11 protein-coding genes are annotated in these 13759 nt (G+C 69.8%); 1 reads left to right on the plus strand and 10 read right to left on the minus strand.

The window, feature by feature from the left end:
- Positions 1 to 136 precede the first annotated feature (136 nt).
- The 10 genes from OG496_RS17860 to rsmH all read right to left on the minus strand — a co-directional run bounded on the left by OG496_RS17860 (position 137) and on the right by rsmH (position 12764).
- Positions 137 to 931, minus strand: coding sequence for a cell division protein FtsQ/DivIB (locus OG496_RS17860; protein WP_405971562.1), 795 nt, complete (start codon positions 929 to 931; stop codon positions 137 to 139).
- 25 nt (positions 932 to 956) lie between these two features.
- Positions 957 to 2048 (minus strand): undecaprenyldiphospho-muramoylpentapeptide beta-N-acetylglucosaminyltransferase, encoded by a 1092-nt coding sequence (gene murG / locus OG496_RS17865; RefSeq protein WP_366494041.1) that lies wholly within the window; start codon positions 2046 to 2048, stop codon positions 957 to 959.
- 6 nt (positions 2049 to 2054) lie between these two features.
- Complete coding sequence (gene ftsW / locus OG496_RS17870; RefSeq protein WP_366494040.1) at positions 2055 to 3422, minus strand: putative lipid II flippase FtsW; 1368 nt, start codon at positions 3420 to 3422, stop codon at positions 2055 to 2057.
- A 21-nt stretch (positions 3423 to 3443) separates the two neighbouring features.
- On the minus strand, positions 3444 to 4877 hold the full coding sequence (gene murD, locus OG496_RS17875; protein WP_405971563.1) for a UDP-N-acetylmuramoyl-L-alanine--D-glutamate ligase: 1434 nt from the start codon (positions 4875 to 4877) through the stop codon (positions 3444 to 3446).
- The gene (mraY, locus tag OG496_RS17880; protein ID WP_366494038.1) at positions 4859 to 5932 is read right to left on the minus strand and encodes a phospho-N-acetylmuramoyl-pentapeptide-transferase; all 1074 of its coding nucleotides are present in this window, start codon (positions 5930 to 5932) and stop codon (positions 4859 to 4861) included. Before mraY ends, murD begins: the two co-directional genes overlap by 19 nt.
- Positions 5929 to 7344, minus strand: a complete 1416-nt coding sequence (murF, locus tag OG496_RS17885; protein ID WP_405971564.1) for a UDP-N-acetylmuramoyl-tripeptide--D-alanyl-D-alanine ligase — start codon at positions 7342 to 7344, stop codon at positions 5929 to 5931. The genes mraY and murF overlap by 4 nt, the downstream gene beginning before the upstream one ends.
- A gap of 4 nt (positions 7345 to 7348) precedes the next feature.
- Positions 7349 to 8884, minus strand: a complete 1536-nt coding sequence (locus OG496_RS17890) for a UDP-N-acetylmuramoyl-L-alanyl-D-glutamate--2,6-diaminopimelate ligase (RefSeq protein WP_366494401.1) — start codon at positions 8882 to 8884, stop codon at positions 7349 to 7351.
- A 173-nt stretch (positions 8885 to 9057) separates the two neighbouring features.
- Positions 9058 to 11049, minus strand: a complete 1992-nt coding sequence (locus OG496_RS17895) for a peptidoglycan D,D-transpeptidase FtsI family protein (RefSeq protein WP_405971565.1) — start codon at positions 11047 to 11049, stop codon at positions 9058 to 9060.
- Between the two features lie 5 nt (positions 11050 to 11054).
- Positions 11055 to 11699 carry a septum formation initiator family protein gene (locus OG496_RS17900; protein WP_405971566.1) on the minus strand — a complete coding sequence of 215 codons (645 nt, stop codon included), beginning with the start codon at positions 11697 to 11699 and terminating at the stop codon, positions 11055 to 11057.
- 105 nt (positions 11700 to 11804) lie between these two features.
- The gene (rsmH, locus tag OG496_RS17905; protein ID WP_405971567.1) at positions 11805 to 12764 is read right to left on the minus strand and encodes a 16S rRNA (cytosine(1402)-N(4))-methyltransferase RsmH; all 960 of its coding nucleotides are present in this window, start codon (positions 12762 to 12764) and stop codon (positions 11805 to 11807) included.
- A gap of 431 nt (positions 12765 to 13195) precedes the next feature.
- Here rsmH and OG496_RS17910 point away from each other — a divergent pair, with 431 nt between their 5' ends.
- Positions 13196 to 13744 carry a carbonic anhydrase gene (locus tag OG496_RS17910; RefSeq protein WP_366494032.1) on the plus strand — a complete coding sequence of 183 codons (549 nt, stop codon included), beginning with the start codon at positions 13196 to 13198 and terminating at the stop codon, positions 13742 to 13744.
- The last annotated feature ends 15 nt before the right edge of the window (positions 13745 to 13759 follow it).

A 13759-nucleotide genomic window follows, 5' to 3' on the forward strand; every position in this document is an offset into this window, starting at 1 on the left:
AAGTCTTCTGAACAGGACACTAAGTCGACAAGTGGCGCACGTTCAACGAACACGCCGAACCTCCCGTTTTTCTTTTCACCCTATGTGATCAGCCGTAGCGCTGCCCAACCAGGGTGCTGGCCTGCGCGAATGTGCGTCAACTCCCGGCTGACGCAGGGGCGGTGGGAACACTTACGTCGAAGTGCCGGGCGCCGGAAGCTGCTTTCATGAGAGCGGTGAGCGTACGCGCCTTCGCTGTGCCCTTCTCACCGCTTCCCCACGCGACGGTACGGCCGCCGGTCAACTCCAGTGAGATGTCGTCGTAGGAACGGACCTTGACGACCTGGGTGACGCGTGCGATCGCGGCCGGAATGTCACCCGCGACCTTCACCGCCTCGCGCACGAGTCGGTCCTCGCCGAAGCGGCGCAGGCCCGCCGCGGACGAACTCGACGGGGAGAGCGTCAATTCGAGGGTGGGGACGGACTTCGGCGGCGTGGAAACGGTGGCGAATCGCACGCCCTCGTCGTCCACTTCGATGAAGTTTCCGCCCTTTTTCTCCACCAGGACCGGGCTGCGTTCGGTCACTTTCAGCCCGATTCCATGAGGCCAGGAACGGACTACGTCAACGGTGTCAATTCGGGGCAATTTCCTGCGGAGTCGGGCTTCGATCGCATCGGTGTCGACGGAGACGAGCGGTCCGCCGACTGGAACGCCGGCGGCTTCGCGCACCTGCTCCGGCGTCAGGACCTTCGTGCCGGAGACCGACACCTTCTCGACCCGCAGCCACTGCGAGCCGTAGAGCAGCCAGACCGCGGCGGTGCCCAACAGGACCGCAGCGAGGGCGAGTACGACAATCAGACGAAGGCGTCTTGGTCCCAGACGCCGGACAAGGGGCGGGCCGGACGACTCCTGTTGGCGTTCACCGCGCTCGGCGGTGGTCGGTCCGGCCACGCTCCCCTGCCTCTCTCACATATGACTAACGGTGCCGCGAGGCGATCGCCTCGTACACCATGCCGACGAGCAGGTCGTCGGCGTCCCGGCGGCCGAACTCGCTTGCCGCGCGCGACATTTCGTACAGCCGGTGCGGGTCGGCGAGCACGGGCAGGACGTTGCCCTGGATCCACTCGGGCGTCAGTTCCGCGTCGTCGACCAGGAGTCCGCCGCCGGCCTTGACCACCGGCTGGGCGTTCAGCCGCTGTTCGCCGTTGCCGATGGGCAGCGGGACGTAGGCGGCCGGGAGTCCGACGGCGGAGAGTTCGGCGACGGTCATCGCGCCCGCGCGGCAGAGCATCATGTCGGCCGCGGCGTACGCGAGGTCCATCCGGTCCACGTACGGTACCGGGATGTAGGGGGGCATCCCCGGCATCTGGTGCACCTGCGGCAGTTCGTTCTTCGGGCCGACCGCGTGCAGGATCTGGATTCCGGCCTGTTGGAGGTACGGCGCGACCCGCTCGACCACCTCGTTCAGGTGCCGAGCGCCCTGCGAGCCGCCGGAGACCAGCAGCGTCGGCAGGTTCGGGTCGAGCCCGAACGCGGCCCGGGCCTCGGGCCGTACGGCCGCGCGGTCCAGGGTGGCGATCGAGCGGCGCAGCGGGATGCCGATGTAACGGGCGTCCCGCAGCTTGCTGTCCGGGGTCGAGACCGCGACCCGGGCCGCGTACCGCGAGCCGATCTTGTTGGCCAACCCCGGGCGGGCGTTGGCCTCGTGGATCACGATCGGCACCCCGAGGCGCTTGGCCGCGAGGTAGCCGGGCAGCGCCACATAGCCGCCGAAGCCGACGACACAGTCCGCCTTGGTGCGCTCCAGGATCTGCTCGGCCGCCTTGATCGTGCCGCGCAGCCGGCCCGGCACGGTGATCAGTTCGGGGGTGGGCTTGCGCGGCAGGGGTACGGCGGGGATCAGCGCGAGTTCGTAGCCCCGCTCGGGTACGAGACGGGTCTCAAGGCCGCGCTCCGTGCCCAGGGCTGTGATCCCCACGGTGGGGTCCTGCCTGCGCAGGGCGTCCGCGAGGGCGAGCGCCGGCTCGATGTGGCCGGCGGTCCCCCCACCGGCGAGTACGACATGCACCGAAATTCACCGCTCTCCGGACGAACGCGCCGCCGAGGCACGCCGTCGCATCGTGTTCCATCTCCGGGGCGTCCGGCCGGAACCGGGTCCCCTGCCCCCACGCTTTCTACCAAAGCGGGGTTGCCGCATCGCAAGCGCCGCCCGCGCAGCGGGGTCGTCGCGCGCGAAGGCGATCAGCAACCCGATGGCGAACATGGTCGGCAGCAGGGCGGAACCCCCGTAGGAGAACAGCGGGAGCGGGACGCCGGCGATCGGCAGCAGGCCGAGCACCGCACCGATGTTGATCACCGCCTGAGCGATGATCCAGGTGGTCACGCCTCCCGCGGCATACCTCACGAAGGGGTCCTCCGTGCGTCCGGCCACGCGGATACCCGCATAGCCTAGAGCCGCGAAGAGGGCGAGCACCGACAGTGTGCCCGCCAGACCCAGTTCCTCACCGGTGACGGCGAAGATGAAGTCGGTGTGGGCCTCAGGGAGTTGACCCCATTTCTCCACACTCGCCCCGAGCCCGGAGCCGAAGATCCCGCCGGATGCGAGCGCGTAGATCCCGTGCACGGCCTGCCAGCAGTCGGCGACCCCGGTCTTGGGCTCGGTGGCGCCGATGCAGGCGAGCCGGGCCATGCGGTTGGGGCTGGTCTTGATGAGGATCACACCGATCACGGCCGCGATCGACAGCACGCCGGCGAAGAGCCGGGTCGGAGCGCCGGCCAGCCACAGCAGGCCGAACAGGATCGCGGTGAGGATGATCGCCGTACCCATGTCGCCGCCGAGCATGATCAGCCCGAGCAGCATGAACGCGACCGGCACCAGCGGCACCAGCATGTGCTTCCACTGGGACAGCATCGCCTTGTCCTGCTTGCGGGCGAGCAGGTCGGCACCCCACAGGACCAGGGCCAGCTTGCCGAACTCGCTGGGCTGGATCTGGAAGGAGCCGCCGAGCGAGATCCAGTTGCGGTTGCCGTTGACCGACATCCCTATCCCCGGCAGCTGCACCAGCGCCATCATGAAGACGGCGCCCGCGAGGATGGGATAGGCCAGCGCCCGGTGCAGTTTGACCGGCATCCGCGAGGCCGCCAGCGCCAGGACCCCGCCGATACAGGCCGCGAGGAACTGTTTGCGGAAGAAATACGAGCCGGGCAGCGAGAGTTGGAGCGCGGTGATCTGGGAGGCCGAGTAGACCATCACCAGACCCAGCACGGTGATCAGCACGCTGCCGCCGGCGATCAGGTAATAGGCGGTCAGCGGGCGGTCCCAGGCCCGGCGCGCGTTGGCGTACAGCCGTCGTACGGGGTTGTCGCGGACGGTCCTGGCGGCGGCGGGACGTCTGGGGGTCCGCTGCTGCACGGGCGGCCGGCCGGTACGGCTACTGGGCATCAGCGCCTCCGCTTGCGTCGGTCAGGCGCCGAGTTCGCGAACCGCCGTGGCGAACGCGTCACCGCGCTTGTTGTAGTTGGCGAACATGTCCATGGAGGCGCAGGCCGGGGCGAGCAGCACCGTGTCGCCGGCGGCGGCGAGCCGCTGTGCCTCCTGGACAGCCGCGAGCATCGCCCCAGTGTCGGTCCGGTCGAGGTCGACGACGGGTACTTCCGGCGCGTGTCGCGCGAGGGCTTCGCGGATCAGCGCGCGATCGGCGCCGATCAGCACCACGCCCCGAAGGTGCTTCGCCGACTTGGCCACCAACTCGTCGAAGGTGGCGCCCTTGGCGAGTCCGCCCGCGATCCACACGATCGACTCGTAGGCCGCCAACGAGGCTTCCGCCGCATGGGTGTTGGTGGCCTTGGAGTCGTCGATGTACGCGACACCGTCCACATCGGCCACGTGCGCGATGCGGTGCGCGTCGGGCGTGAAGGCCCGCAGCCCGTCCCGTACGGCCTTGGCGGGCACCCCGAAGGCGCGCGCGAGGGCAGCGGCGGCAAGGGCGTTGGCGATGTTGTGCGGGGCCGGCGGGTTGACGTCCGCGACCTCGGCGAGTTCCTGCGCGTTCTTCTGCCGGTCCTCGACGAAGGCACGGTCCACCAGAATGCCGTCCACGACGCCGAGTTGGGACGGCGCGGGGCTGCCGAGGGTGAAGCCGATGGCCCGGCACCCCTCCTCGACGTCGGCCTCGCGGACGAGGTCCTCGGTGGCCTTGTCGGCGACGTTGTAGACGCAGGCGACCCGATTGCCCTCGTAGATACGGCCCTTGTCGGCGGCGTACGCCTCCATGGAGCCGTGCCAGTCGAGGTGATCGGGCGCCAGATTCAGGACGGCGGCGGAGTGGGCGCGCAGCGAGGGCGCCCAGTGCAGCTGATAGCTCGACAGTTCCACGGCGAGGACGTCGTACTGCTCGTCCCCGAGTACGGCGTCGAGGACCGAGACGCCGATGTTGCCGACCGCCGCCGTGCGCAGGTCCGCCGCCTTCAGGATGGAGGCGAGCATCTGGACGGTGGTGGTCTTGCCGTTGGTGCCGGTGACGGCGAGCCAGGGGGCCGCATCGGGGCCGCGCAGGCGCCACGCCAACTCCACGTCCCCCCAGACCGGAACGCCCGCCGAACGGGCCGCCGTGAACAGCGGCTTGTCGGGCTGCCAGCCGGGGGTGGTGACGATCAGTTCGGTGCCGTCGGGCAGGGTCGCACCATCTCCGAGGCGCACGGTGATGCCGAGCGCCTCCAACTCCGCGGCCTGGGCCCGGGAGCGCTCGTCGGCGCCGTCGTTGACGACCGTGACGAGCGCGCCGAGTCCGTGCAGGACCTTGGCCGCCGGGATCCCGGAGACACCGAGCCCGGCGACGGTGACGTGCTTGCCCTCGAAGGAGGGCCCCTGCCCTTCGGTCACTTTTTCGCTGCCCATCCCGCGTAGAAGAGGCCCAGGCCGACGATCACGCAGATGCCCTGGATGATCCAGAATCTGACCACCACGAGCACTTCGGACCAGCCCTTGAGTTCGAAGTGGTGCTGGAGCGGGGCCATGCGGAAGACCCGCTTGCCGGTGAGCTTGAAGGAGCCGACCTGGATGACCACCGACATGGTGATGAGGACGAAGAGGCCACCCATGATGGCGACGAGCAGCTCCGTGCGGGAGAGGATCGCCAGACCGGTGAGGACACCGCCGAGGGCGAGTGAGCCCGTGTCCCCCATGAAGATCTTGGCCGGCGAGGTGTTCCACCACAGGAAGCCCAGGCAGGCGCCCATCAGTGCCGAGGCGATGACCGCGAGGTCGAGCGGATCGCGCACTTCGTAGCAGGCGTTCGGGTTGGTCAGGGTCTGCGCGTTGGCGCAGGACTCCTGGAACTGCCAGACACCGATGAACGTGTAGGCACCGAAGACCAGCACCGAGGCGCCGGTGGCCAGGCCGTCCAGACCGTCCGTCAGGTTCACGCCGTTCGACATCGCGAGGATCATGAACAGCGCCCAGATCACGAACAGGATCGGGCCGAGCTTCCAGCCGAAGTCCGTGATGAACGACAGCTTCGTGGAGGCCGGGGTGTTGCCGCTGACGTCCTTGAACTGCAGGGCGAGCACCGCGAAGCTGATGCCGACGATCAGCTGGCCGGCCATCTTCGCCTTGGCCCGCAGGCCCAGCGAACGCCGCTTGACGATCTTGATGTAGTCGTCGAGGAAGCCGACCAGGCCCATGCCCACCATCAGACCGAGCACCAGCAGACCCGAATAGGTCGGCGCGTAACCGGTGATGACCTTGGACAGGAAGTACGCGGCGACCGTCGCGAAGATGAACGCGATACCGCCCATCGTCGGCGTACCGCGCTTGCTGCCGTGCGTGCGCGGGCCGTCGTCCCGGATGTACTGGCCGTAGCCCTTGCGGGCCAGCAGCTTGATCAGCAGCGGGGTGCCCACCAGGGTCAGGAACAGGCCGATGACTCCTGAGAACAGGATCTGCTTCATCATCGGACGGCAACCTCACCCTCGGTACCGGCCTCGACGAGCGCCTGCGCCACGCTCTCCAGACCGACCGACCGGGACGCCTTCACGAGAACGACGTCTCCCGGGCGCAACTCGCTGCGCAACAGGTCGACCGCCGCCTGTGCGTCGGACACGTGCACCGACTCCTCACCCCACGAACCCTCGTTATATGCGCCCAGTTGCAGCCAGGACGCTTCCCTGCCCCCGACCGCGACGAGCTTGCCGACATTGAGCCGGACGGCCAGCCGTCCGACCGCGTCGTGCTCGGCGAGCGCCTCGTCCCCGAGCTCGGCCATCTTGCCGAGCACCGCCCAGGTCCGCCGCCCCTTGCCCATGGCCGCGAGCGCGCGCAAGGCGGCTCGCATGGACTCGGGGTTCGCGTTGTAGGCGTCGTTGACGATGGTCACGCCGTCCGGTCGCTCGGTGACCTCCATCCGCCAGCGGGAGAGGGAGCCCGCCTCGGAGAGCGCGGTGGCGATCTCGTCTGCGGACATGCCCAGCTCATGGGCGACGGCGGCCGCGGCGAGCGCGTTCGACACGTGGTGCTCACCGTACAGGCGCATGGTCACTTCGCTGCACCCGGAGGGTGTGTGAAGGCTGAAGGCGGGCTGTCCGCTGTCCGTGAGTCTCACGTTCTCGGCCCGTACGTCCGCTTCGCCGGACTCTCCGAAAAGGATCACCTTCGCCTTCGTACGGGACGCCATGGCCCGTACGAGCGGATCGTCCGCGTTGAGGACCGCGACGCCGCCGTCTTCAACTGAAGGGAGCGCTTCTACGAGTTCGCCCTTTGCCTGTGCGATCTGCTCCCGGCCGCCGAACTCGCCGATGTGGGCGGTGCCGACGTTGAGCACGAGGCCGATCTGCGGGGGCGTCAGATCCGTGAGGTAGCGGATGTGACCGATGCCGCGGGCGCCCATCTCCAGGACGAGGAACCTCGTCTCGGCGGTGGCGCTCAGCGCGGTCAGCGGCAGCCCGATCTCGTTGTTGAACGATCCCGGTGTGAACACCGTGGGCGCCTTGCGCGCGAGCACCTGGGCGATGAGGTCCTTGGTGCTGGTCTTGCCCGCCGAGCCGGTGAGGGCGACGAGGGTCGCGCCGAGCCGTCGTACGACATGACGGGCGAGGGCGCCCAGGGCGCTCTGCACGTCGTCCACGACGATCGCGGGCGCGCCGACCGGGCGGGACGCCAGGAGGGCCACCGCGCCCGCCTCGACGACCGCGTGCGCGAAGTCGTGGCCGTCGACGTGCTCGCCGACGAAGGCGACGAAGAGGCTGCCGGGTTCCACTTCCCGGGAGTCGCGGACCACCGGGCCGGTGACCTGGACGGACGGATCCGGTATGTCGTGCGTCTGCCCGCCGACGACTTCTGCGATCTCGGCGAGGGAGAGGGCGATCACAAGTTCATCCCTGGGTCTTCTGGATAGCTTCGCGAAGCACCTGGCGGTCGTCGAAGGGACGGACCACTCCGGCGATGTCCTGGCCCTGCTCGTGGCCCTTGCCCGCGACCAGCACGGTGTCCCCCGGCTGTGCGCGGGCGACGGCGGCGGCGATGGCGGCGGCCCGGTCCTCGAAGACCTGGACCTCGCCACGCTCGTGCGCGGGCACCGACGCGGCGCCCTGGAGCATCGTCGCGAGGATCGCGAGGGGGTCCTCGGAGCGGGGGTTGTCCGATGTCAGTACGGCGGTGTCGGCGAGCCGGGCGACAGCGGCGCCCATCGGCTCACGTTTCGTCTTGTCCCGGTCCCCGCCGCAGCCGAGCACGACGTGCACCTTGCCCTCGGTGACCTTGCGCAGCGCGCGCAGGACCGATTCGACGGCGTCCGTCTTGTGGGCGTAGTCGACGACCGCGAGATACGGCTGTCCGGCGTCCACGCGCTCCAGGCGGCCCGGCACGCCCGGTACCGCGGCGATGCCGTCGGCGGCGAGCTGCGGGTCGAGGCCCGCGGCGGCCAGGGCGGCGATCGCGGCGAGGGTGTTGGCCACGTTGAAGGAACCGGCGAGCGGCGAACGAGCGGTGATCAGCTCGCCCTTGGGGCCGACCGCGGTGAACGTCGAGTCCATCGGGCCGACTTCGACGTCCTGGGCGCGCCAGTCGGCGTCCGGGTGGCCCTCGGCGGAGTAGGTGATCACGGGGACCGTGGCCTCGGCGGCGAGCCTGCGGCCGTACGCGTCGTCGAGGTTGACCACCCCTTGCCGGCTGCGCAGCGGGGTGAACAGCTGCGCCTTGGCCTGGAAGTAGTCCTCCATGCCCGTGTGGAACTCCATGTGTTCCGGGCTGAGGTTGGTGAAGACCGCGATGTCGAAGATGCAGGCGTCGACCCGGCCGAGGACCAGCGCGTGGCTGGAGACCTCCATGGCGACCGCGTCGACCCCGCGCTCCAGCATGACCGCGAACAGGGCCTGGAGATCGGTGGCTTCGGGGGTCGTGCGCTCCGACTTGATGCGCTCGTCGCCGATGCGCGTCTCGACCGTGCCGATCAGCCCCGTGGACCGGACCGTTCTCAGGCCGCCCTCCACGAGGTACGCGGTGGTGGTCTTGCCGGACGTTCCGGTGATGCCGATCTGGAGCAGATCGCGGCCGGGGTGACCGTAGATGGTCGCCGCCAGCTCGCCCATCTGCCCGCGCGGGTCCTCGACGACCAGCACCGGCAGACCCGTCGCGGCCGCGCGGTCGGCACCGGCCGGGTCCGTCAGGACGGCGACCGCACCGAGGCCGGCCGCCTGCGTGACGAAGTCGGCACCGTGCAGACGGGCGCCGGGCAGCGCGGCGTACAGGTCGCCGGGGCGGACGGCGCGCGAGTCATGGGTGATGCCCGTGATCTCGGCGGTCGGCACCGGCGCTGTCGTCATGGTCACGGCGGCGCCCAGTTCGTCGGCGAGTTCCGCGAGGGGTGTGGCGGAGATCTGCGCCGGCCTGGGCGGCCCCGGGTAGGTCACGGATGCGCCCTTCTGGGGGGTTTGGGAGTGGTCGGCGGGTGGCACGGCGGTGAGCGTACCGGGCGCACCCGCCCCGGGGCGAAGCGAGGGGCCGGGCCTGCTGTCCTGCTGGCCCTGGTTCCCGGACTGGGAGGTGATCATGGTCACGGATCGGTTCCTGGCTGTTGCGCTGATCAGGGCGTGAAGGTCACGGGCAGATTCGCGGCCTTCGCCCCGGTGGGCGGGACCTGGAGGGTCTTGAGGGCGAACTCCATCACCTGCTTGTAGATCGGTCCGCAGATCTGACCGCCGAAGTAGCTTCCGCTGGTGGCGTTCTGGATCGCGCAGTAGACGGTGATGCGGGGGTTGTCGGCGGGCGCGAACCCGGCGAACGACGAGGTGTATCCCTTGTACTTGCCGGTGGCCGGATCCACGCGGTTGGCAGTGCCGGTCTTGCCCGCGACCCGGTACCCCGGAATGGCGGCCTTACCGCCCGTGCCCTGCTCGTCGTCCACCACGGACTCCAGCATCTGGGCGAGGGTCTTCGCCGTCTTCGCACTGATGACCCGGGTCTTCTTGGGCGTCGCCGCGGGCGTGAAGCGGCCGTCGGGCCCCTTCGTGCCGCGCACCAGGGTGGGTTCGACGCGGACTCCGCCGTTGGCGACCGTCGAGTAGACGGAGGCCGCCTGGAGCGCGTTGAGGGACATGCCCTGGCCGAAAGGAATCGTGTACTGCTGCGAGGTCGACCACTTGTCGGCGGGCGCGAGGATGCCCTTGGTCTCGCCGGGGAAGTTCAGCCCGCTGTAGCTGCCGATGCCGAACTTGCGCAGATACGAGTACAGGACCTGGTTGGCCTCGGGCTGCGTCTTGCCGAGCTGGCCGGCCGCCTCGATGGTCCCGATGTTGCTGGACTTCGCGAGGACACCGTTGAGCGTCAGGTTCCAGGTCGCGTGGTCCACGTCGTCCTGGAAGAGCCGGTCCCCGCGGTGCAGCCGGTTCGGCACGACGACATGCGTCAGCGGGGTGGCCGCGTTCTCCTGGAGTACGGCGGCCATCGTCATGACCTTGGCGGTGGAGCCGGGCTCGTAGGCGTCCTGGACGGCCGCGTTGCCCAGGGAGGCCGCGTTCGCCTGCGCAAGGTCGTTCGGGTCGAAGCCGGGCGCGTTGGCCATGGCGAGGATCTCGCCGGTGCGGGTGTCCTGCACTATCACGTACCCGCGGTCCGCCTTGGACCTCTTCACCTGCTCGGTAATGGCGTTCTGCGCGGCCCACTGGATGTCACGGTCGATCGTCAGCTCCACGTCGGCCCCGGGCACCGCCGGCGTCTCCGTGGACCCCGCGGTGGGCACCTGGAGACCGCCGGACTGGGCGTAACGGACCTTGCCGTCCTTGCCGGTGAGGTCCTTGTTCAACTGCTGCTCGACCCCGCCGCCGCCCTTGCCGTCGGCGTTGACCCAGCCCAGTATCCCGGCGGCGAGATCGCCGTTCGGGTACACGCGCTTGGTGGTGGGGACGGCGAGGACACCGGCCAGCACGTTGACCGTGGTCGGGTCGGTGGCGGACTTGGTGTTCAGCGCGCTCTTCAGGTCCTTGATCTGCTTCCAGACCTGCGGGGTCTGCCGGTTGGCGAGCACTACGTAGCGCAGGTTCTTGTTCGCCGGGCTGAGCTTCTTGACGAGGGAGGCCTGGTCCACGCCGAGGATCGGGGCGAGGAGGGCGGCCGCCTGTTCGGGCCCGTCGTCGATCTTCAGCTGCTTGCGGGTGAACAGCGTCGGGTCGGCGGTGATCGTGTACGCGTCCACGCTGGTCGCCAGCGCCACGCCGGAACGGTCGGTGATCTCACCGCGCTCGGCGGCCAGGACGTAGTCGACGTACCGGTTCTGCGCGGCCTTGGCGGCGTACGCGCTCGCGTCGACGGCCTGCACCTGGAGCAGTCGTACGACGAACGCGATGAGTACGAGGGTCAGCGCGAGGCTGATCATGCGCAGCCGGGGGCGGGGGCTGCCGAGGCGCAGGGAGCGCGGGCCCGCCGGGCGGCCGGCTGCGGCTGAGGGAGGAGGTGAGGCCGGGCGGCGGGCCGGACGGGCACCGGGACCGGGGCGGCGCCGAGGGGCGTTGCCCCCTTCTGGCCGTTCGGGCCTGGCCGGTCCGGGCACTCGGCGGCGCGGCGGTTCCCTGTCGGACACTTCCGTCACCTGCCGGGGGTTGTCGGGGTGGAGGACTGTGCTGTGGATGACTGCGCTGTGGAGGTCTGGGTTGTAGAGGACCGTGCTGTAGAAGTCTGTGCTGTAGAGGACTGTGCTGTAGACGACTGCGCGGGCCGGGTCGCGACGGGGGTGGCCGCGGGGGCCGGTGCCGGTACGGCGGCCGTGGGGCCCGGGCTCGAACTGGGGCTCGGGCTCGGCCTGCTGACGAGTGCTTCGGGTGCGAGGACCGCCGGTGCACTCACGGTCTTGGCGGCGGCCTGCTCCGGGACACCCTTCACCGTGCCGTTCGGGCCGAGGAAGGCGGGGTCCCCGCCGGGCACCATGCCCAGCTCGTGGGCGCGGCGCTGGAGGGCGTCAGGGGCGGAGTAGGCGTCGACGTCCCGCTGGAGGGCCTGTTCCTCGTCGGTGAGGCTCTTCGTCTGCTTCTGGAGGTCGTCCAGCTTGAACTGCCCTTCGCTGAGCGCGGAGTTCAGCACCAGCAGTCCGATCAGGCCGCCACCGAGGAGGAGTACGACAAGGAGGACGAACGGGGTCCGGGCCGCCTGGATCCCGCCTGTCTGTGCGGGCCCGGTCGGGAAGAGCCGCGCGAGTCGGGCTGCTCTCCCCCTCAGTTCAGGTTTCCTACTCACTCACGCCCCCGAGTTGGAACATCAAACCCACCCGCTACGAGCACCGGCTCAACCCGCGAGCCGACCCTCCGCCGCACCCCGTGCTCAATCAACCTCACCCCGTGCTCAATCAACGACGTCCTCCCTGATGCGCTCGGCCCCCCGCAGCCGCGCGGGTGCTGCTCGCCGGTTCTCGGCGACCTCTTCCTCGGTGGGAAGTTCGGCACCGCGCGTCAGGAGCTTGAGCCGGGGCTGGTACTGCTCGGGCACGACCGGCAGCCCAGGAGGCGCGGTGTTGGCGGCGCCGGCCGCGAACACCTGCTTGACCAGGCGGTCTTCGAGCGAGTGGTACGACAGGACGGCGATCCGGCCGCCCACGGCAAGCGACTTCACGGCGGCGGGGATCGCGCTCTCCAGGACGGACAGTTCGCCGTTGACCTCGATGCGCAGCGCCTGGAAGGTGCGCTTGGCCGGGTTGCCGCCGGTGCGCTTGGCGGCCTGCGGCAGCGAGTCGCGGATCAGCTCGACGAGCCGCGCGCTGTTGCTGAACGGCTCCTTGTCGCGCTCACGGACGACCGCGGAGACGATCCGCTTGGCCTGCTTCTCCTCGCCGTACGCCCGCAGGATGCGGACGAGTTCACCGGGCGCGTAGGTGTTGAGGACCTCGGCTGCGCTGATGCCGGTCGTCTGGTCCATGCGCATGTCGAGGGGGGCGTCCTGCGCGTAGGCGAAGCCGCGGTCGGCCTCGTCGAGTTGCATGGAGGAGACGCCGAGGTCGAACAGAACACCCTCCACGCGCGCGAGGCCGAGCCGCTCCAGTACGTCGGGCAACTCGTCGTAGACCGCGTGCACGAGGGTGGCGCGGTCGCCGAAGGGGGCGAGGCGCTCGCCGGAGAGGCGCAGGGCCTCCTTGTCGCGGTCGAGGGCGACGAGGCGGGCCTCGGGGAACCGGGTCAGCAGGGCCTCGCTGTGCCCGCCGAGGCCGAGCGTGCAGTCGACGACCACCGCGCCCGGCCGCTCCAGCGCGGGGGCCAACATGTCCAGGCACCGCTGGAGCATCACCGGGACGTGTCGACTCTGGCTCAAGGGGCCCTCTCAGATCCGGCACGGAGCTGTACGCACCGCCGGGTCCCCGCCCGCCGATGAAGAGGAGGCCTGCCGGCGCCGGAAGCGTCAGCCGACCGGGAGCGGGAGGAGGCCGAGCCGTACGTACGCGCCGCGCACGTGTCGTTCAAGCTGGGGGAGAATCCGGAAGGTCGCCGGGGTCTCCGGGAAAAGTCCAGCAGGGAGAGCCTCGCCTCCCGCTTCGCGCAACTTTAGTCCACGCTGTCTCACGGTCAATCAACCGGCCTGCGCGTCGCGGGCCCGGGTGCGTGCGAAGCCTCAAAACGGGAAGAATCACCCGGACGGGTGCACCCCCGCCACCCGTGTGGGTTACCTCACAAGAGGACGCAATGACGCTCTTTTTCCCGTCCCGCACCAAGACCGCACCGCCGGTGACCAGTACCGTCATAGATATGACGACCTCCGCATCCGTACCCACAGAGTCCGAAGGCGCCATAACCGACGGCGGGACCGTGACGGACCGCCTCGTCGAGGCCAACGCGCGGTACGCCGCCGCCTTCACCGATCCCGGGATGGACGCCCACCCCGTCCTGCAGGTGGCCGTGGTGGCCTGCATGGACGCGCGTCTCGACCTGCACGCCGCGCTCGGCCTGGAGCTCGGCGACTGCCACACCATCCGCAACGCGGGCGGTGTGGTCACCGACGACGTGATCCGTTCCCTCACCATCAGCCAGCGGGCGCTCGGCACCCGCAGTGTCGTTCTCATCCACCACACCGGCTGCGGCCTGGAGTCCCTCACCGAGGAGTTCCGGCACGACCTGGAGATGGAGGTCGGCCAGCGCCCCGCCTGGGCGGTGGAGGCCTTCCGGGACGTCGAGCAGGACGTACGGCAGTCCATGCAGCGTGTGCGTACCTCGCCGTTCCTGCTGCACACTGATGATGTGCGCGGCTTCGTCTTCGACGTGAAGTCGGGTCTGCTGCGCGAGATCGACCCCGCCTGACGCACCCGCCCGCCC

Source organism: Streptomyces sp. NBC_00988 (genome assembly GCF_045162645.1).
Lineage (GTDB): Bacteria > Actinomycetota > Actinomycetes > Streptomycetales > Streptomycetaceae > Streptomyces.

What these genes read in the sequence shown, in the direction of transcription:
- OG496_RS17910 (WP_366494032.1), top strand. Translation starts at nt 13,196, where the DNA reads ATGACGACCTCCGCATCCGTACCCACAGAGTCCGAAGGCGCCATAACC.
- ftsW (WP_366494040.1), bottom strand. Translation starts at nt 3,422, where the DNA reads ATGCCCAGTAGCCGTACCGGCCGGCCGCCCGTGCAGCAGCGGACCCCC.
- murD (WP_405971563.1), bottom strand. Translation starts at nt 4,877, where the DNA reads ATGGGCAGCGAAAAAGTGACCGAAGGGCAGGGGCCCTCCTTCGAGGGC.
- mraY (WP_366494038.1), bottom strand. Translation starts at nt 5,932, where the DNA reads ATGATGAAGCAGATCCTGTTCTCAGGAGTCATCGGCCTGTTCCTGACC.